The sequence below is a fragment of the Saccharothrix sp. genome, from assembly GCF_031180885.1.
In the GTDB taxonomy this organism is placed as follows: Bacteria; Actinomycetota; Actinomycetes; order Mycobacteriales; family Pseudonocardiaceae; genus Actinosynnema.
This window is the reverse complement of the sequence record NZ_JAPSLK010000010.1, coordinates 102,687-122,274: the sequence shown is the minus strand read 5'-3', so window position 1 is coordinate 122,274 and position 19,588 is coordinate 102,687. Positions and strand designations below refer to the sequence as shown.

Annotated in this window: 8 protein-coding genes; 3 read left to right on the top strand and 5 right to left on the bottom strand. The window is 74.3% G+C overall.

The features are described 5' to 3' along the window. Positions 1 to 3: 3 nt before the first annotated feature. Entirely contained in the window at positions 4 to 12,525 is a 12,522-nt protein-coding gene (locus tag RIN75_RS15475; RefSeq protein WP_309112605.1) for a type I polyketide synthase, read from the bottom strand. Positions 12,526 to 12,705: 180 nt separating this feature from the next. On the opposite strand from RIN75_RS15475, the gene RIN75_RS15470 reads away from it, so the two are divergent. After that, positions 12,706 to 13,080, top strand: coding sequence for a nuclear transport factor 2 family protein (locus RIN75_RS15470; RefSeq protein ID WP_309112604.1), 375 nt, complete (start codon positions 12,706 to 12,708; stop codon positions 13,078 to 13,080). Between the two features lies 1 nt (position 13,081). After that, complete coding sequence (locus RIN75_RS15465; RefSeq protein ID WP_309112603.1) at positions 13,082 to 14,530, top strand: aminotransferase class III-fold pyridoxal phosphate-dependent enzyme; 1,449 nt, start codon at positions 13,082 to 13,084, stop codon at positions 14,528 to 14,530. Between the two features lie 69 nt (positions 14,531 to 14,599). Here RIN75_RS15465 and RIN75_RS15460 read toward each other — a convergent pair whose 3' ends face one another. Then, positions 14,600 to 14,761, bottom strand: coding sequence for a DUF397 domain-containing protein (locus tag RIN75_RS15460; protein ID WP_309112602.1), 162 nt, complete (start codon positions 14,759 to 14,761; stop codon positions 14,600 to 14,602). A gap of 8 nt (positions 14,762 to 14,769) precedes the next feature. Beyond that, positions 14,770 to 15,609 (bottom strand): helix-turn-helix transcriptional regulator, encoded by an 840-nt coding sequence (locus RIN75_RS15455; RefSeq protein WP_309112601.1) that lies wholly within the window; start codon positions 15,607 to 15,609, stop codon positions 14,770 to 14,772. A gap of 395 nt (positions 15,610 to 16,004) precedes the next feature. Between RIN75_RS15455 and RIN75_RS15450 the strand changes: the two genes are divergently transcribed. Beyond that, a complete protein-coding gene (locus tag RIN75_RS15450) occupies positions 16,005 to 17,372 on the top strand; it encodes a hypothetical protein (RefSeq protein WP_309112600.1) in 1,368 nt (455 codons plus the stop codon). A gap of 57 nt (positions 17,373 to 17,429) precedes the next feature. On the opposite strand, the gene RIN75_RS15445 is transcribed toward RIN75_RS15450, so the two are convergent. Together RIN75_RS15445 and RIN75_RS15440 are read right to left on the bottom strand one after the other, a co-directional pair. Continuing rightward, positions 17,430 to 19,010, bottom strand: a complete 1,581-nt coding sequence (locus RIN75_RS15445) for an acyl-CoA carboxylase subunit beta (protein WP_375295967.1) — start codon at positions 19,008 to 19,010, stop codon at positions 17,430 to 17,432. Further along, positions 19,007 to 19,531, bottom strand: coding sequence for a flavin reductase family protein (locus RIN75_RS15440; RefSeq protein WP_309112599.1), 525 nt, complete (start codon positions 19,529 to 19,531; stop codon positions 19,007 to 19,009). Before RIN75_RS15440 ends, RIN75_RS15445 begins: the two co-directional genes overlap by 4 nt. Between the last annotated feature and the right edge of the window lie 57 nt (positions 19,532 to 19,588).

Sequence of the window (19,588 nt, the reverse complement as noted above, 5' to 3'; positions counted from 1 at the left end):
CTCCTAGTCCAGCTCGTCGACCAGCGCGAACAACGCGTCGTCGTCAGCGGAGTCGAGGTCGGGGTCCAGTGCGGGGCCCGCGCCGAGCAGGGCGCGCAGCCGGGCCAGCGCGGTGTCGTCCAGCTCGCCCGCGCGCACCGCCGCTGCCACGCGGTCCACCAGCGATTCCTCGTCGGCCGACGTCAGCGACCGCAGGTACCCGGCCAGCGCGTCCGGGCTCGGGTGGTCGAACACGACCGTCGTCGGCAGCGTCAGCCCGGTGGCCGCGCCGAGCCGGTTGCGCAGCTCGACGGCGGTCAGCGAGTCGAAGCCCAGCTCGGTGAACGCCCGCCGGGGGTCGACCGCGTCCGGGTCGTCGTGCCCCAGCACGGCCGCGACCTGCAGGCGCACCAACGTCGGCAGGTCGGTCGTCTCGGGCGTCCTCGCGGCCGGGACGGCTGTCCGGCGGACGCGGACCAGGTCCCGCAGCACGGCGGGCAGGTCGTCCCGGCCCTTCAGCGCCGCCTGGTCGAACCGGGTCACCGCGAGCACCGGCGCGCCGTGCGCGAGGGCCGCGTCGAACAGCTCCATCGCCTCGTCCGCGCCCAGCGGCTGCAGCCCGGACCGGGCCAGCCGCCGCAGGTCCACTTCGGACAGACCGCCGGACAGCTCGCTCTCGGTCTCCCACAAGCCCCAGGCCAGCGAGGTCGCGGGCAGGCCGGCCGCGTGCCGGTGCTCGGCCAACGCGTCCAGGTAGCTGTTGCCCGCCGCGTAGTTGGCCTGGCCCGCGGTGCCGAGCAGGCCCGCGACCGACGAGTACAGCACGAACGCCGACACGTCACCGGCCAGCTCGTGCAGGTTCCACGCCGCGTCGACCTTGGGCCGCAGCACCCGGTCCACCTGCTCGGCGGTGAGCCCGGCGAGCGTGCCGTCCTCGACCACGCCCGCGGTGTGCACGACCGCCGTCGGCCGGTACCGCGCCAGCACCGCGGCCACCGCGTCGCGGTCGGCCGCGTCGCACGCCACCAGGTGCACCACCGCGTCCAGCTCGGCGACCAGGCGGTCCGCGCCCGGCGCGTCCGGGCCGCGCCTGCTCAGCAGCACCAGTTCCTTCACGCCGTGGTTGATGACCAGGTGCCGGGCCAGGATCGCGCCCAGCGCGCCGGTCGCGCCGGTGATCAGCACCGGACCGTCACCCCAGTCCACCGGCCGGTCGGCCGACGGCGTGCGGGCCAGGCGGGGCACCAGCACCTCACCGCCGCGCACCGCGACCTCCGGCTCGCCCAACCGCAACGCGGTGTCCACCAAGTCGTCGGCGTCCGCGGTGACCAGCACGAAGCGGCCCGGCTGCTCGGCCTGCGCGCTGCGCACCAGACCGCGCACGGCCGCGTGCTCCACCCCGTCCCGCACCACGACCGCGAGCGGGCCGTCCGCCCGGCGCAGCACGTCGAGCGTGTGGTGGACCGCCTCACGCGCGCCCAGCTCCGGCACCCGGTGCACGGTCAGGCCGTGCGGCGGCAGGCCGCCCGGCACGCTCACCTCGCGCCAGGTCAGCGCGTGCAGCCCGGCCGGGGCCACCCGTCCGCCCAAGGGCCGCAACGCCAGCTCGTCCACCGTCAGCACCGGTCGCCCCGCCGCGTCGGCCAGCACCAGCGACACCGACGAGCCGGTCCGGGTCAACCTCGCGCGAACGGCCGGCGCGGTGGAGTGCACCGTGATTCCGCTCCACGCGAACGGCAGCACGGCGGGCGCGTCGTCGTCCGCGACGCCGGGCAGCAGGGCGTGCAGGGCGGCGTCGAGCACGGCCGGGTGCACCAGGAACCCGTCACCGTCCTGCGGCGCCAGCTCGGCGACCAGGTGGTCGCCGTCCTGCCACAACGCCTTCAGCCCCTGGAACGCGGGCCCGTAGTGGTAGCCGTGCAGCGCCAACCGCTCGTAGACGCCGTCCAGGTCGACCGGCGTGCCGTCGGTCGGCCAGGAGAACTCGCCGGCCGCGGGCACCTCCTCGTTCAGCACGCCGGTCGCGTGCTGCTCCCACGGCGAGTCCGCGTCCGGCCGCGAGTGGATCGTGACGGGGCGCCGCCCGGCCTCCGGCGCGCCGACCGCGACCTGCAGCTCGGCGCTGCCGAGCACCAGTGGCGCCGACAAGGTCAGCTCGGCCAGGTGCGGGTAGCCCGTGTACGCGCCGGCCGCGAGCGCCAGCTCCGCGAACGCCGTGCCCGGCAGCAGCACGTCGTCGCGCACCCGGTGGTCGGCCAGCCAGCCGCTGCCCGACAACCGCCCGGTCAGCACGACGGTGTCGCCACCGCTCAGCTCCACCGCCGCGCCGAGCAGCGGGTGCCGGGGATCGGACAGGCCCAGCGCGCCCGCCGACCGCGTGGTGCGCGGCGCGTCCAGCCAGTACCGGCGGCCCCGGAACCGGTACGTCGGCAGCGTCACCGGCCGCGCGTCGCCGAAGTCCCACGTCACCGGGACGCCGCGGGTGTGCAGGACGCCCAGCGCCGACAGCGCGTGCTCCAGCTCCGGCCGCCCGGCGCGCAGCAACGTCACCGCCGAACCCGGTTCCCGCTCCAGGCACTGCCGGGTCAACGCGGTCAGCACACCGTCCGGGCCCAGCTCGACGAACTCCGTGACGCCGAGCCGTTCCAGCGTCCGCACGCCGTCCAGGAACCGCACGGCTTCCCGGATGTGGCGCACCCAGTACTCCGGCGACCGAAGCTGCTCGACTGTCGCCACCTCGCCGGTGACGTCCGAGACCACGGCGATCGACGGCTCGCGGAACACCACGTCGGCCAGGTCGGCGCGGAACGCGTCCAGCACCTCGTCCATGTGCGGCGAGTGGAACGCGTGGCTCACCGGCAGCCTGCGCGTGCGGCGCCCCTTGGCCGACCACTCCTCGACCACCCGCGCCACCGCGGCCTCGTCACCGGACACGACGGTCGAGCGGGGCGCGTTCAGCGCGGCCACCGCCAGCACGCCGCTCAGCGACGCCCGCACCTCCCCCTCGGTCGCCTCGATCGCGGCCATCGCGCCGTCGTCGCGCGCCGACTGCATGGCCCGGCCGCGCGCAGCGACCAGCGTGCAGGCGTCGGCCAGGTCCAGCACGCCGGCCACGTGCGCGGCGGCCACCTCGCCGACCGAGTGGCCGAACAGGTAGTCCGGGCGCACGCCGTGGTGCTCCGCGAACCGGTACAGCGCGACCTCCACGGCGAACAGCGCGGCCTGGGTGAACGCGGTCTGGCCGAGCAGCGCCGAGTCCGCGGAGTCCGGCTCGGCGAACAGCACCGCCCGCAGCGGGCGGTCCAGCACCGGGTCCAGGTGGGCGCAGATGTCGTCCAGCGCCCGCCGGAACACCGGCGACGACTCGTACAGCTCGCGTCCCATGCCGACCCGCTGGCTGCCCTGCCCGGTGAACAGGAACGCGGTCTTGCCACGCCCCTCGCCGTCCCCGATGACGAGGTCGCCGAGCAGGGCGTCACGGCCGAAGACCACCGCGCGGCGGTCCAGCAGCGCCCGGCGGGACAGGGTGAGGCCGACGTCGGCCGGGTCCAGGTCGGGGTGCTCGGCCAGGGCGGCGTGCAGGGCGGCGGCCTGGGCGCGCAACGCCTCGTCGTCCCGCGCCGACAGCACCCACGGCACCACCTCCGGCGTCACGCGCCGGCTCGGCGCGGGCTCCGGGGCCTGTTCGAGCACGACGTGGGCGTTGGTGCCGCTGATGCCGAACGACGACACCGCCGCGCGACGCGGACGGCCCGCGGGCCACTCGCGCGGCTCGGTCAGCAGCTCCACCGCGCCGGACGACCAGTCGACGTGCGGCGACGGCTCGCCGACGTGCAGGGTGCGCGGCATGACGCCGTGCCGCATCGCCTGCACCACCTTGATGATCCCGCCGACACCGGCCGCCGCCTGCGCGTGGCCGATGTTGGACTTCAGCGAGCCCAGCCACAGCGGCTCGTCGCGGTCCTGGCCGTAGGTGGCCAGCAGGGCCTGCGCCTCGATCGGGTCGCCGAGCCTGGTGCCGGTGCCGTGCGCCTCGACCAGGTCGACGTCGGACGGCGACAGCCGGGCGGCGGCGAGCGCCGCCCGGATCACCCGTTCCTGGGACGGCCCGTTGGGCGCGGTGAGGCCGTTGGACGCGCCGTCGGAGTTCACCGCCGAGCCGCGCACCACGGCCAGCACGCGGTGGCCGCGCTTGCGCGCGTCGGAGAGCCGCTCGACCACCAGCAGGCCCACGCCCTCGGACCAGCCGGTGCCGTCCGCGTCGGCGGAGAACGACTTGCAGCGCCCGTCCGCGGACAGCCCGCGCTGGCGGGAGAACTCGATGAACGTGCTGGGCCCGGCCATGACCGTGACGCCGCCCGCCAGGGCCAGGTCGCACTCGCCGTTGCGCAGCGCCTGCGCCGCCAGGTGCAGCGCGACCAGCGACGACGAGCACGCCGTGTCGACCGTGATCGCGGGGCCCTCCAGGCCGTAGGTGTAGGCCAGGCGGCCGGAGATCACGCTGGAGGTGTTGCCCGCCAGCAGGAAGCCCTCGACCTCGTCGGGCGTCTCGGGCAGGCGTGAGGCGTAGTCGTCGTACATCACGCCGGTGAACACGCCCGACCGGCTGCCGCGCAGGGTCGTCGGGTCGATCCCCGCGTCCTCGAACGCCTCCCACGCCGTCTCCAGCAGCAGCCGCTGCTGCGGGTCGGTGGCCAGCGCCTCGCGCGGCGACATGCCGAAGAACTCGGCGTCGAACAGGTCGGCGTCGTGCAGGAACCCGCCGTGCCGGGTGTAGGTCGTGCCGAGCTTCTCCGGGTCCGGGTCGTACAGCGCGTCCACGTCCCAGCCGCGGTTGGTCGGGAACTCCGAGATCGCGTCCCGGCCCTGCGCGACCAGCCGCCACAGGTCCTCCGGCGACCGCACGCCGCCGGGGAAGCGGCACGCCATGCCGACGATCGCGATCGGCTCCTCGGCGCGCGCGGCGACCTTCGTCTCCGCCTTCCGGTTGCCCGCCACCAGGTACGCGGCCAGCGCGGTCGGCGTCGGGTGGTCGAAGACCAGCGTCGTGGGCAGCTTGCGGCCGGTGGCCGCGACCAGCCGGTTGCGCAGGTCGACACCCGCGAGCGAGTCGAAGCCCTGGTCCCGGAACGCCTTCTCGGGGTCCACCGCCGCGCCGTCGGCGTGGCCGAGCGCGGCGGCGGCCAGCGAGCGCACCAGGTCCAGCGCGTTCGCCTCGGTCAACGCGGTCGACGCGGTCTTGGCCACGCGCCGCTTCACCAGGCCGCGCAACGGCGGCGGCACGTCACCGTCCACCCGGGACGGTTCCAGTGCGGCGGGCACGAGCAGACCCGCGTCACCCGCCAGCGCGCGGTCGAGCAGGGCCAAGCCGCGCTCGGGGTCGAGCGGCGCGACACCGGCACGTGCCCAGCGCGCCAGGTCGGTCTCGCCGAGCGTTTCGCCCATGCCCGCGTCCCACAGGCCCCATGCGAGCGACACGGCGGGCAGGCCCTGCGCGCGGCGGTGGGCGGCCAGGGCGTCCAGGTAGGTGTTCGCGGCAGCGTAGTTGCCCTGGCCCGCCGTGCCGAGCACGCCGGAGATCGAGGAGAACAGCACGAACGCCTCGACCTCGCCCACCAGCTCGTGCAGGTGGCGGGCCGCGAGCGCCTTGGGCGCGAGGACCCGGTCCACCTGGTCGTCGGTCAACGCCGTCGTGGTCGCGTCGTCCAGCACGCCGGCCGCGTGGACGACCGCGGTGATCCGCTCGCCGGCCAGCAGCTCCGCCAGCGCGTCGCGATCGGCCACGTCCACCGCGGCCACCCGCGCGCCCAGTTCCTCGGCCAGTTCCCGCGCGCCGGGCGCGTCCAGGCCGCGCCTGCTGACCAGCAGCAGGTCGCGCACGCCGTGGTGGGCGTGCAGGTGGCGGGCGACCAGCGCGCCCAGCCCGCCCGTGCCGCCGGTGACGAGCACGGTGCCGTGCAGCCGCACGGGCTCGCCCAGCCCGGTCCGGGTCAGGCGCGGCACGAGGAACCGGCGGCCCCGCACCGCGACCTGCGGCTCACCGGTCGCCACGGCGGCGTGCACCGCGTCGACGTCGTCGGCGTCCACCACGACCACCCGGTCGGGGTGCTCGGACTGCACGACGCGCACCAGGCCCCACACGGCGGCGTTGGCCAGGTCGTCCACCGGCTCGTCCGGCTCGGCGGCGATCGCGCGGCGGGTGTGGAACACCAGCCGGTCGCCCGGGTCGTGCTCCTCCGCGAGCCAGTCCTTCACCAACCGCAGGGCGCGGCGCACGGCCACGCGCGGGTCCTCGGTCTCGGCGGGCGGCACGACCACCAGGTCGCCCACCGGCTCCTCGCCCTCGGCCTCGGTCCAGGTCAGGGCGAACGTCGAGCTGCCCGCGAGGGCGTTCTTGGCGACGGCCCGCAACGTGATGCCGTCGATGCGCCCCAACGGCACGCCCGCGGTGTCGGCCACGTCCACGGCGAACGTGTCGCCGCCGCTGGGCGTGATGCGGACCCTCAGCCCGGTCGCGCCCTCGGCGTTCAGCTCCACCCCGCTCCACGCGAACGGCAGCCTGATCCGGCCAACGCCTGCCGGTTCGAGCACCAGCGGGTGCAGCACGGCGTCCAGCAGCGCCGGGTGGACCGCGAAGCCCTTGGCGGGCGCGGTGATAGCGACCTCGGCGTAGATCGTGTCGCCGTCACGCCACATCGCGCGCAGGCCGCGGAACGGGTCGCCGTAGTCGTAGCCGAGGGCGGCCAGGCGGTCGTAAGCGTCGTCGACGGGTTCCTCGTCGGCCTCCGGGGGCCACGGGAACGGCTCCGCGGTGGTCACGGCCTCGGTGAGCGTGCCGGACGCGTGCCGCTGCCAGGTGTCCTGGCGCGAGTGGACGGTGAACCGGCCTTCCCGCACGGTGACCTGCACCGGCACCGAGCCGGTGGCCGGCACGACGAGCGGCGTCTCCAGGGTCAGGTCCTCGACGCGCGGCAGGCCGACGCGCTCCCCCGCCGCCAGCGCCAGCTCCAGGAACGCCGTGCCGGGCACCAGCACCGAGCCGTTGACGACGTGACCGGCCAGCCACGGCTGCGCGGTGAGCGACACCTCGCCGGTGAGCACCACCTCGTCCCGCTCGGCCAGCTCGACCGCGGTGGTGACCAGGCCGGTGGCGCGGGGCCGGTCGGTCAGCCAGTAGTGGTCGCGGCGGAACGGGTAGGTCGGCACGTCGTCGGCGCGGTCCGCGCCCGGCACGAACGACGCCACGTCCAGCGGCGCGCCGTGGGTGTGCGCGTGCGCCAGGCCCCACACCGCGGTCGCCGGCTCCGGCCGACCGGCCCGTCCCAGCGACACCGCCGTGACGCCGGCGGCCTGGGCGAGCGGCGCGAGCACCGCGTCCGGGCCGACCTCCACGAACACCGTGGCGCCGTGCTGCTCCAGCGCGCGGACGGCGTCCAGGAAGCGCACCGTGCCGCGGATCTGGCGCGCCCAGTGGTCGGCGTCGGCCGCCAGCGGCGCGCCGGTCACGGTGGAGATGACCGGGATGCGCGGGTCGTGGTGGGTGACCGTCACGGCGACCGCGCGGAACTCGTCCAGCACGTCGTCCATGTACGGCGAGTGGAACGCGTGGCTGACCTGGAGCTTGCGGGCGCGCGGGAACCGGCTCGCGAACGACGTGACGGCGTCCTCGTCACCCGCCAGCACCAGCGAGGTGGGGCTGTTGACGGCCGCGAGCGCCACGCCCTCGGGCAGCTCGCCGAGCTCGGCTTCGGTGGCCTGCACGGAGATCATCACGCCGCCGGGCCGGGCCGACTGCATGAGCCGGCCGCGTGCGGTGACGAGCTCGGCCGCGTCGTCGAGCGTGAGCACGCCCGCGACGTGGGCGGCGACGAGTTCGCCGATGGAGTGGCCGGCGACCAGGTCGGGGGTGAGGCCGTGGTGCTCGGCCAGTCGGAACAGCGCGGTCTCGAAGGCGAACAGGGCGGGCTGGGTGTAGCGGGTCTCGTGCAGCTCCGGGCGGTCGCCGAACATCAGCTCCTTCAGCGGCACGTCCAGGTGCGGCGCGAAGGCGTCGGCGACCTCGTCCAAAGCGCGGGCGAACACCGGGAACGCCTCGTACAGCTCACGTCCCATGCCCGCGCGTTGCGCGCCCTGGCCGGTGAACAGCACCGCCGTGCGGCCGTCCGGGACCGCGCGGCCGGTGAGCGGCGCGGCGCTCGCGAAGTCCTTCGGCGTGACGCCCACGAGCACGGCCCGGTGGTCGAAGCGGGTGCGTCCGGCCAGCGTGCGGGCCACTTCGGCGATGTCCGCGCGGCCCCGGACCCGGTCCAGGACGGCGAGGGCGGCTTCGGCGTCCCGGCCGCTGGAGATCCACGGCACGGGCGTGGTCACCTCCGCGCGCGTCGGCTCGCGGACGTCGCCCTGCTCCAGCACGAGGTGCGCGTTGGTGCCGCTGATGCCGAACGAGGAGATGCCCGCCCGCCGGGGACGGTCGGCGGGCCACTCCCGGGCCTCGGTGAGCAGCTCGACCTTGCCCTTGGTCCAGTCGACCTTCGGCGTGGGCGCGCCGACGTGCAGGGTGCGCGGCATGACACCGTGCCGCATCGCCTCGACCAGCTTGATCACGCCGCCCACACCGGCCGCCGCCTGCGCGTGGCCGATGTTGGACTTGAGCGAACCCAGCCACAGCGGCTCGTCGCGGTCCCGGCCGTAGGTGGCGAGGATGGCCTCGGCCTCGATCGGGTCGCCCAACGACGTGCCGGTGCCGTGCGCCTCGACCAGGTCGACGTCCTTCGGCTCCAGCCCGGCGTCGGCGAGCGCCTGGCGGATGACCTGCTGCTGCGAGCGGCCGTTCGGCGCGGTCAGGCCGTTGGACGCGCCGTCGGAGTTGATCGCGCTGCCCCGGATGACGGCCAGCACGCGGTGACCGTTGCGGCGGGCGTCGGAGAGGCGTTCGAGCACCACCATGCCGACGCCTTCCGCCCACGCCGTGCCGTCCGCGTCGGCGGCGAACGACTTGCAGCGCGCGTCGGCGGCGAGGCCGTGCTGGCGGGAGAACTCCAGGAACATGCCGGGCGTGGCCATGACCGTGACGCCGCCCGCGATCGCCGCGCTCGACTCGCCGCTGCGCAGCGACCGCACCGCGAGGTGCAGGGCGACCAGGGACGACGAGCACGCCGTGTCCACCGTGAGCGCGGGCCCGACCAGGCCGAGCTGGTAGGCGATGCGGCCGGACATCACGCTCGGCGTCGCGCCGGTCAGCACGTGCCCTTCGGCCTGGTCGGACGCCTCGTGCATGCGCGGTCCGTAGTCGGCCGCCGTGCCGCCCACGAACACGCCGGTCCGGCTGCCGCGCAACGACTCCGGGTCGATGCCCGCCCGTTCGACGGCCTCCCACGCGGTCTGGAGCAGCAGCCGCTGCTGCGGGTCCATGGCCAGGGCCTCGCGCGGCGAGATGCCGAAGAACGCCGGGTCGAACTCGCCGGCGCCGGCCAGGAAGCCGCCCTCGCGCACGTAGCTGGTGCCGGAGCGGTCCGGGTCGGGGTGGTAGAGGTCGCCCGACCAGCCGCGGTCGGTCGGGAACGGGCCGATCGCGTCACGGCCCTCGGCGACCAGGCGCCACAGGTCGTCCGGCGACTCCACGCCACCCGGGAAGCGGCACGCCATGCCGACGATCGCGATCGGCTCGTCGTCCTGCTCCAGCCGCTCGAACGTCTCCTCGGTGACGTCGTCCCGCCGCAGGCAGGCGATCACGGCCTGCGGGGTGGGGTGCTCGAACAGCAGGCCGGTGGGCAGGTCGCGGCCGGTCGCGGCGGCCAGGTTCTCGCGCAGCTCGACGCCCATCAGCGAGTCGAACCCCAGGTCGCGGAACGGGCGGCGGGCGTCGACCTTGCCCGGTTCCGTGCCGAGCACCGCGGCGACGTGGTGCAGCACCAGCCGGGAGACGTCCGCCGACCGCTCGACCACGACGGGCTCGGCCCGCTCGTCGAGCCAGTGCCGTTCGCGCTGGAACGGGTAGGTGGGCAGCTTGATCCGCCGCCCGACGTGCAGGGCGGACCAGTCCACGGCCACGCCACGCGCGTGCGCTGCGGCGAACGCGGTCAGCGCGGTGGTCACCTCGTCGTGGCCCTTGCGCATCATCGGGAACGCGCGCACGCCCGCCTCGGCCGCCATCGCCGAGCACACGCCGTCCGGTCCCGCCTCGACCAGCGTGGTGACGTCCAGGGCTCGCACGGCCTGCAGGAAGCGGACCGGCTCGCGGACCTGGCGGACCCAGTGCTCGGGGTCGGTGAGGTCGGCGTCGGGCCGCACGGTCGACACCACCGGGATGACCGGCTCGTGGAACGTGAGGCCGCGCACGACGTCGCGGAACTCGTCCAGCATCGGGTCCATCAGCGGCGAGTGGAACGCGTGGCTGACGGTGAGCTGCTTCGTGCGGCGGCCCAGCCCTCGGGCATAGGCCAGGACGGCGTCCTCGCGGCCCGACAGCACCACTGAGCGCGGACCGTTGACCGCGGCCAGCGCGACGCCGTCGGGCAGGTCCAGCTCGTCCTCGGCCGCCTCCACCGCGACCATCGCGCCGCCCGGGGGCAGCGCGCTCATCAACCTGCCGCGCGCGCTCACCAGGGCGCAGGCGTCGGGCAGGGACAGGATGCCGGCGACGTGGGCGGCGGCGATCTCGCCGATGGAGTGACCCAGCACGACCCGCGGCGTGAGGCCCCACGACTCGGCCAGCCGGTAGGCGGCCACCTCGACCGCGAACAGCGCGGGCTGGGTCCACGCGGTGTCGTCCAGCCCGTCGCCGGAGGCGATGACGTCACGCAGGCCGGGGTCGAGGTGCGCGCACACCTCGTCGAAGGCCTCCGCGAACACCGGGAACGCGCGGTGCAGCTGCGCGCCCATGCCCGCGCGCTGGGCACCCTGACCGGTGAAGACGACACCGAGCGTGCCGTCCCCGACCGTGCCGCTGACGACGTGCGGTGCGGGCACTCCCGTCGCGATGGCGTCCAGGCCCGCGTCGAGGGAGTCGCGGTCGGACGCGACCACCACCGCCCGGTGCTCGAACGAGGTGCGCGTGGTGGCCAGCGACCAGCCGAGGTCGCGCGGCTCACCCTCGGTGCCGCGGATGAGGGCTGCGTGCGCCCGCAACGCCTCGGGCGTGCGCCCGGACACGGGCACGACCGCGAACCGAGCGCCATCACCGGCCGCCTCGGCGCCGGCCGCCGAACCACCGCCCGGCACCGACCCGGCACCCGCCGAACCTGCGCTCGTCACCGTCGGCGCGTCGGCGGCCGCGACGGCGGGCGGTTCGGAGACGACCACGTGGCAGTTCGTGCCGCCCATGCCGAACGAGCTGACGCCCGCCACCAGCGGCCGGTCGGGGTGCGGCCACGATCCGCGTCCCGTGTGGACGGTGAGGTTGCGCTCGTCCAAGCGCAGCTCGGGGTTGGGCGTGGTGAAGTTCAGGCTCGCGGGCAGTTCGCGGTGGCGGATGGCGAGCACCGACTTCAGCAGGCCGACGATGCCCGCCGCGCCCTCCAGGTGCCCGATGTTGGTCTTCACCGACCCGACCGGCAGCGGCTCGGACCGGCCCGCGAACACCTCGCCCAACCCGGCCGCCTCGATCGGGTCGCCGACCGGCGTGCCGGTGCCGTGCAGCTCCACGTACTGCACCACCTCGGCGTCCACCCCGGCCCGCCGCTGCGCCGCCCGCACGACCGCCGCCTGCGCCGCGGGCCGCGGCACGGTCAGGCCCGGCGTCGCGCCGTCGTTGTTGACCGCGCTGCCCCGGATCACCGCGTACACGTCGTCGCCGTCGGCCAGCGCCGCCCGCAACGGCTTGAGCACCAGCACCGCCGCACCCTCGCCGCGCACGTACCCGTTGGCCCGCGCGTCGAAGGTGAAGCACCGGCCGTCAGGTGACAGGCCGCCGAACCTGTCAGCGCCCAGCGCTCCCTCGGCGAGGATGTTCAGGTTCACGCCCGCCGCCAGCGCCAGCGGCGACTCACCGCTGCGCACGCTCTCCGCCGCGAGGTGCACCGCGACCAGCGACGACGACTGCGCGGTGTCCACGACGACGCTGGGACCGCGCAGGTCCAGCGCGTAGGACACCCGGTTGGCGATGATGCCTCGGTGCGTGCCGGTGTTGGTGTGCTGCGTGATCGCGCCGCGCCCGAGCACCAGCCCGGCGTAGTCGTCGCGCAACGAGCCCACGAACACCGATGCCGCCGTGCCCGCCAACGACCCGGGCACGATCCCGGCGTCCTCCAACGCCTCCCAGGCCAGCTCCAGCACCAGCCGCTGCTGCGGGTCGGTGGCGGCGGCCTCGCGCGGCGAGATGCCGAAGAACCCGGCGTCGAAGTCGCCGACCGCGTCCAGGAACGCGCCGTACCGCGCCCCGCGCACCGCCTTCGTCTCCGGCGACAGGGTCTCCCACCGGTCCGCGGGCACCTCGGTCACCGCGTCCCGGCCGTCGCGCAGCAGCCGCCAGAACGCGGCCGGGTCGGCCGCACGGGGCAGCCGGCAGGACACACCGACCACCGCGACCGTGTCGTCCAGGTTCGTCATCGACAAGCCCTTCGCGAGCGGGATGGTTTCCGATCTCCGGTTCTACCGATGAATTCCACCGACCCAGTCATGAAACGGTCGTCGAACGTTCTCCGGTCGGCGGATTACCGGCGCGTGACCGGGTCCTGGTTAACGTCGTTCCCGTCATTCCGGCCAACCCCGAGAAAAGGACTGGTCCCCATGACCACGAACTTCCCGCTGCCCGAGGACGCCACCAAAATGACCGCGCTGTACGTCCGCGCGATGAACTCGGGCGACGTCGACGCCGTCCTGTCGCTCTACACCGAGGACGCGGTGTCGGTGTGGGACCCGGAGAACCCCGTCAGCGGCGCCGAGCACGCGCAGGCCGTGAAGGAGTTCATGGCCAAGCGCCCGGTGATGCGCGCCGAGCTCAAGGAGTCGTACGTGACCGGCGACACCGCGCTGCTGGTGGTCGACTGGTCGTTCGACATCGAGGGCGAGGAGCCGCTGTCCGGCACCGGCCTGGACGTGCTGCGCAAGGGCCCGGACGGCAAGTGGCGCTACGCCATCGACAACCCCTTCGGCGACGACTGACATGCGGCCGCGACTGGCCGAGGCGCACCTGGGTGGCCTGTTGTCCCAGCTGGGGCTGGACGCCGAGTACGTGCGCGGCGAAGCGGACACGCTGTGGTGGCGCAGGCCCGCCGGCGACGAGGTGCCGGTGGTGGACTTCGTCGGCGGCTACGGCTCGCTGGTGCTGGGCCACAACCACCCGGAGATCGTGGCGCACGCGCGGGACCTGCTGGCGCGGCAGGTCCCGGTGCACGCCCAGTTCTCCTACCACCCCTACGCCAACGACCTGGCCCTCGCGCTCAACCGCGTGCTGTGGCGGGAGTTCGGCACCGACGAGCCGTACTCGGCGATCTTCGCCAGCACCGGCGCCGAGGCCGTCGAGATCGCGTTGAAGCACGCCGAGATGGCCCGCGGCGCGCGGGTGGCGGCGCTGCGGGAGGAGATCGAGGCGCATTTGGCCGACGCGCCCGCCGACCTCGCCGAACGGGTGCGCGAGCACAACGAGAGCCGGTACGACACGCCGCCGGTGTTCCTCACGCTGGAAGGCTCGTTCCACGGCAAGCTCGCGGGCAGCGTGCAGCTGACCCACAACGCCGGCTACCGGCTGCCGTTCCGGACGCTGGCGGTGCAGGCGCGGTTCGTGTCCGGCGGCGAGGTCGCCAAGGAGGTCGAGGCGTGCCGCGTCACGCTGCTCGACGTCCAGGACGGCCGGTTGGTGGAACGGGACCTGCCGGTGATCGCCGCGTTCTTCGTCGAGCCGATCCAGGGCGAAGGCGGCATCCACGTCCTCGACGCCGAGGTGGCCGCCGACATCCGGGCCGCGGCCGACGCGGGCGGCTTCCCGGTGGTGGTGGACGAGATCCAGACCGGTGTCGGCCGGACCGGCGCGTTCTTCGCGTCGTCGCACGTCGGGCTGCTCGGCGACTACGTGCTGCTGGCCAAGGCGCTGGGCGGCGGCGTCGCCAAGTCGGCGGTGACGCTGATGCGGCAGTCGAAGTACGTGCCGGACTTCGAGCTGGTGCACAGCTCCACGTTCGCCAAGGACGCGTTCTCCTGCCACATCGGCACGCGGGTGGTCGAGCTGGTCGAGCGGCTCGACGCGTGCGGGCGTGCGGCGGAACGGGGCGCGGCGCTGGAGTCGGCGTTGCGCGCGGTCCAGGCCGAGTTCCCGACCGTGGTCGCCGACGTGCGCGGTCGCGGCCTGATGCTCGGCCTGGAGTTCCACGACCAGACCGGCGCGCCCGGCCCGGTGGGTGAGCTGGCCGGGCAGGGCCTGCTCGGCTACGTGCTGGCCGGCTACCTGCTCAACGCCCACCGCGTGCGCGTCTTCCCCACCGCGAGCGCCACCCACACCCTGCGGTTCGAGCCGTCGGTCTTCATCACCGACGAGCAGATCGCCCAACTGGCCACGGGCCTGCGCGCCGCCTGCACGGCCCTGCGCGACAACCCGTCGGTCCTGCTACCCGGCTGACCCGAACCCCCGGGGGTCGGCTGTCACCGACGGCCCACCGACCGCTCCCCTCCGGTCGGTGGGCCGTTCTCACCGCTTGAGGGCGTTGAGGAACGCCTGGAAGGCCACCGGCCGGAACACCAACGTCCCCGCCTCCCGCCTCTTCGTGTCCCGCACCGCCGCCCGTTCCGCGGACCGAGCCACCTCGACACAGTTCTGCGCCCCACCACTGCGCGACGACTTCCGCCACATGGCCGCTCCTAAGACAGCTCGCGAATACGCCGATTGATCTTCTCAACCGTGCGCTGCTCGCTCAAGGCGTTGGCCCGGAGGCTGTCGAAAGCCAGGTTGTAGGTCCGGACGTGCTCGCGCCCCAGGTAGTCCGACGCGGTCAGCCCTTCGACGTAGACGATCCCCGGTCGCCCCGCGAGCAGCGTCAGGATCGTGAAGGCGACACCGTGGGAAGCGTGCGCGCCGGCGTCGAACGGTATGACCTGCACGCACACATGCGGCAGCTTGCCCAACGCGCGCAGCTCGGCGAGCTGCGCCCGCATCACCTCCGGACCGCCGATCTCGCGGTGGAGAGCCTCTTCGCTGAGCACCAGCCACAGGCGTGGCGCACCGTCCGACTTCATCCACTCCAGGCGCTTGGCCCGGTCCTCGGCCATCCGGTCGACATCGGTCGCCGAGGCGGTCACCGACCGCTCCAGCAGTGCCCTGGCGTAGTCGGCGGTCTGGACGATGCCCGGGACGCAGTCGATGTTGAAGACCTTCAACTCGGTGGCCGCGCGCTCCAGGTTCACGTACTTCACCGAGTGCTCCGGCACCCGGGCCGGCGGCAGCTTGCGACGCGACTCGGTCGCCAGCCGCCGCAGCTCCGGCTGGGCGACCTCGGGAATCCCGTAGATCCGGACGATCTTCGCCAGGTCCTTCTCGCTGACCTGCAGGTCGCCCTGCTCGACCTTCGACAGCTTCCCGGAGTAAAAGCCGAGCGCCTTGCCGGCGTCGGCACTGGACAGCCCGGCGGCCTCTCGCGCGTCGCGCAGCTCGGCACCCAGCAGGATGCGCTGCACGATCGGACCGGGGTCGGGTGTGATCACAGCCCGGAGTCTGCCCGACCGCCCGATTGACCCGGCTGCCATTCACTCCATCGAGCGGACTCCGTGTCACCTACACATCAAACTGAATTTCAATCGCCAGCGTTGCGCCATGACCGACACCGAGCTGGTGCCTGACCTGGACACCTTGGTCGCCGAGATGGTGGCCGACGACGCGCCCGCCTGTTCGCCGTCGTCCAAGTCCACGACAACACCGACGCCGACATCGCCGCCTGGGGCCTGGCCTTCCCCGACCACGCCGAAGTCGTCTCCACGACCGGCAACACGCGGATGCGAGTGGGTCCCCGGGCCGCGCCGCCCGCCTCCTCAGCCGCCCACCCTCCACCACCGCCCGCCTGGTGAGGGTCGACCGCTGAACCGCCACGTAGGGTGCGGCGGTGGACGTTCGCTTGCGCGCAGCCCTGGTCGGCATCGCGGCCAACCCCTCAGCGCCACCGGACGTCCTGCTCCGGCTGGCCGCCCTGCCCGAGACCGCGTCGGAGATGGCCTGGCGGCAGCAGGCGCTGCCCGACGAGGTCACCGAGCGGTTGCTGACCGATTTCGGCCCGGAGGTCGCGCTCGCCCTCGACCGTCCCGACCGGTCCGACGCGGTCCGGCGCAGGATCGCCGAGGACCCGGACGCCGAAGTCCGCGAAGCCCGACGGCGGTTCGTCGAGCACACGATCGCCGCGGGCAACCGGGTCACGCCCGACGACCTCGCAGTGCTCGCCGGCCCCGACGGGCTCACCGGCCTCGCCCGTGACCAGGACCCGCTGCTGCGCGCCGCAGTGGCCGGCAACTGGGTCGACATGCCCGTCGAACTGAGACGGGAACTGCTCGCCGACCCCGACCCGCGCGTGCGACGGGCGGCGGTGGGCTATCCGCACCCTTCCGTGCCCGAGGACTTGCTCGCTCGACTCCTGGCGGACGAGGCGACCCGGGCCGAGGTCGCCGCCTATGCCGCGTTGACACCGGAGGCAATCTGTCAGTGCATGGCCGGTGACGAAGAGCTGCGCGCCCAGCTGGCGGTCAACCCGACGCTGCCGCCCGAGGCGCGCGACCGGCTGGCCGACGACCCGAGCCCGTACGTGCGCTCCCGTGTCCTGCTGCGCCAGGACTTGCCCGACGACCGACGCGGGGCGTTGTTCGCCCACCTGGTCGGTGCGGCCGAGGACGAGCACGACAGCGAGGCGTTCGTCGCGGTGGCGATGTTGGACCACGAGCGGCCTCGCTGGGTGGACGCCCTCCCCGTGGTCGACCGCGTCCGCCACCTCGACTCGCCGGTCCCGGGCATCCGGCGCGCGGGCGCGGCCGGCCGCGACCTGCCGTCGGACGTGGTCGAGCGGTTGCACCGGCACGATGACCTCGGCGTTCGCCGGATCGCCGCACGGCGTCCCGACGCCCCGGGAGACGTGCTCGAACGCCTGGTCATCGAGCACGGCGAGGATACGAAGCACCGGCCGGGCCACACCGAGCACCCCAACTTCCCGCCGGCGGCGTTCGTCGCGCTCGCCGCCTCCGACGACCCGGCCCGACGGGTGCTCGCCGCCCGCGGAACCGACCTGCCCGCCGACGTCCTCACCGCCTTGGCGCGCGATGACGACAAAGCCGTCCGCACCGCCGCCGCGCGCCACCCGCGCCTGCCGGCGGCCGTCTTGGACGACCTGCTCACCGACGACGTCACCGCTGTCGTCCAAGCGGCAGGGGCAAACCCGGCGCTGCCTGCGGACACCATGCGGGCACTGCTGGACCTGGCAGGGCTGTGACCGGTCGGCGGCTGGGGTCGCCGGCGCGCCGCCCGACGACCCCAGCCGCCCAACCGACTACAGCGGCACGTTGCCGTGCTTGCGCGCCGGGCCGCGGCGGCGCTTGTCGCGCAGCATCTCCAGCCCTCGCCGCACCGCCACACGCGTCTGCGCCGGGTCGATGACGTCGTCCACCAGACCGCGCTCAGCGGCGTAGTACGGGTGCGCCAGCTCGTCGACGTACCGCGCCACCAGCACCTGCCGCAGCTCGTCCGGGTCCGCGGCGGCGGCCAGCTCCTTGCGGTGGACGACGTTCACCGCCGCCTCCGCGCCCATCACCGCGATCTCGTTGGTCGGCCACGCCAACGACAGGTCGCAGCCGATCGACCGCGAGTCCATCACGATGTACGCGCCGCCGTACGCCTTGCGCAGGATCACCTGCACCCGCGGCACCGAGGCCTCGCAGTAGGCGTACAGCAGCTTGGCCCCGTGCCGGATGGCCCCGCCGTACTCCTGGTCGGTGCCCGGCAGGAAGCCCGGCACGTCCACCAGCGTCACCAGCGGGATGTTGAACGCGTCGCAGAACCGCACGAACCGGGCCGCCTTCTGCGACGCCGCCGTGTCCAGCACGCCCGCCAGCACCAGCGGCTGATTGCCGACCACGCCGACGACCCCGCCGCCGACCCGGGCGAACGCGCACACCACGTTGGCCGCCCAGCCCTCGTGCACCTCCAGGAACTCGCCGTCGTCCACGACCTCGGCGATCACGCCCCGGATGTCGTAGGGCCTGCTCGGCTCCACCGGCACGAGCGAGGCCAGCTCGGGCCGCACGTCGTCGTCCTCCGGTGGCTCGTACGACGGCGGCGGCTCCAGGTTGTTCGACGGCAGCAACGACAACAGGTACCGCACGTCGGCCAGGCAGCTCTCCTCGTCGTCGTGCACGAACGACGCCACGCCCGACATCGAGCCGTGCACGTCCGCGCCGCCGAGCTGGTTGTGCGTCACCCGCTCGCCGCTGACCGCCTTCACCACGTCCGGCCCGGTCAGGTACATCTGCGCGGTCTCGCGCACCATGAACGTGAAGTCGGCCAACGCCGGCGAGTACGCCGCCCCGCCCGCGCACGGACCCAGGACGACGCTGATCTGCGGGATGATGCCGGACGCCTCGACCTGGCGGCGGAAGATGCCGCCGTAGCCGTTGAGCGCCATCACGCCTTCCTGGATGCGCGCGCCGCCGCTGTCATTGAGCGCCACGATCGGCGACCCGGTGGCCACGGCCATGTCCATGACCTTGTGGATCTTCTCGGCGTGACCCGCGCCCAGCGACCCGCCGGAGATGGTGAAGTCCTGCGCGTAGACGAACACCCGCCGCCCGTCCACCGTGCCGGAGCCCGCGACCACGCCATCGGTGTGCGCGCCGGTCGTGCCCCGCCGGTACATGTCGACCTCGACGAACGAACCGGGGTCCAGCAGCAGCTCCAGCCGTTCCCGCGCGGTCCGCTTGCCCAGCCGGTGCTGGCGCTCCACCGCCACCCGGTCGCCCAGCGCGATGCGTCGGGCCAGCTCGTCGCGCCGGTCGCGCAACGCCCGCATGGTGTGCTGCGGCGGCGGCTGCGTCGGGCGCACGGCGGGCCGGATGTCGATCTCGGAGATGCTCATCGTCGCCTTTCGCTCGTGTCGACCTGCCAGAAGCCACCGTCGAGGAACACCAGCCCCGCCCGGCCGTCGCCCCGGCCCGCGCCGAGCACCCGGCCGAAGAACACGGAGTGGTCGCCCGCCTCGTGGACGTCGGCCAGCTCGCACTCCAGCCAGGCCAGCGAGCCGGCGAGCACCGGCGCCCCGGTGGCCGGTCCGGGCGCCCAGTCGACCTGCTCGAACTGGGCCGGGCCCAGCGGCCGGTCGCGGGCGGCGAACCAGCGGGCGCTGGCCTCCTGGTCGCCGTGCAGCACCGAGGCGGCGAAGTGCCCGGACGCGGTGATCGCGCCGTGCATGACCGCGGTGTGCGCCACGCAGCACAGCACCAGCGGAGGGTCCAACGACACGGAGCTGAACGCGTTCGCGGTCATCCCGTGCATGTGCTCGCCACCGACGGTCAGCACGACGACGCCGGTGGCGAAGCGGGCCAGGGTGGAGCGCATCTCGGTCGGGGACACCCCGGTCAGCTCGGGTGCCAGTTCCATCGCACACGTCCTTCCCGCGAGCAGGGCGCGGGCCGCGCCGGGCAACGCGGCCCGCGC

Coding starts and splice junctions, on each gene's coding strand:
- RIN75_RS15460 (WP_309112602.1), bottom strand. CDS start 14,761: ATGTGGCGGAAGTCGTCGCGCAGTGGTGGGGCGCAGAACTGTGTCGAG.
- RIN75_RS15475 (WP_309112605.1), bottom strand. CDS start 12,525: ATGACGAACCTGGACGACACGGTCGCGGTGGTCGGTGTGTCCTGCCGG.
- RIN75_RS15445 (WP_375295967.1), bottom strand. CDS start 19,010: ATGAGCATCTCCGAGATCGACATCCGGCCCGCCGTGCGCCCGACGCAG.
- RIN75_RS15465 (WP_309112603.1), top strand. CDS start 13,082: ATGCGGCCGCGACTGGCCGAGGCGCACCTGGGTGGCCTGTTGTCCCAG.
- RIN75_RS15470 (WP_309112604.1), top strand. CDS start 12,706: ATGACCACGAACTTCCCGCTGCCCGAGGACGCCACCAAAATGACCGCG.
- RIN75_RS15440 (WP_309112599.1), bottom strand. CDS start 19,531: ATGGAACTGGCACCCGAGCTGACCGGGGTGTCCCCGACCGAGATGCGC.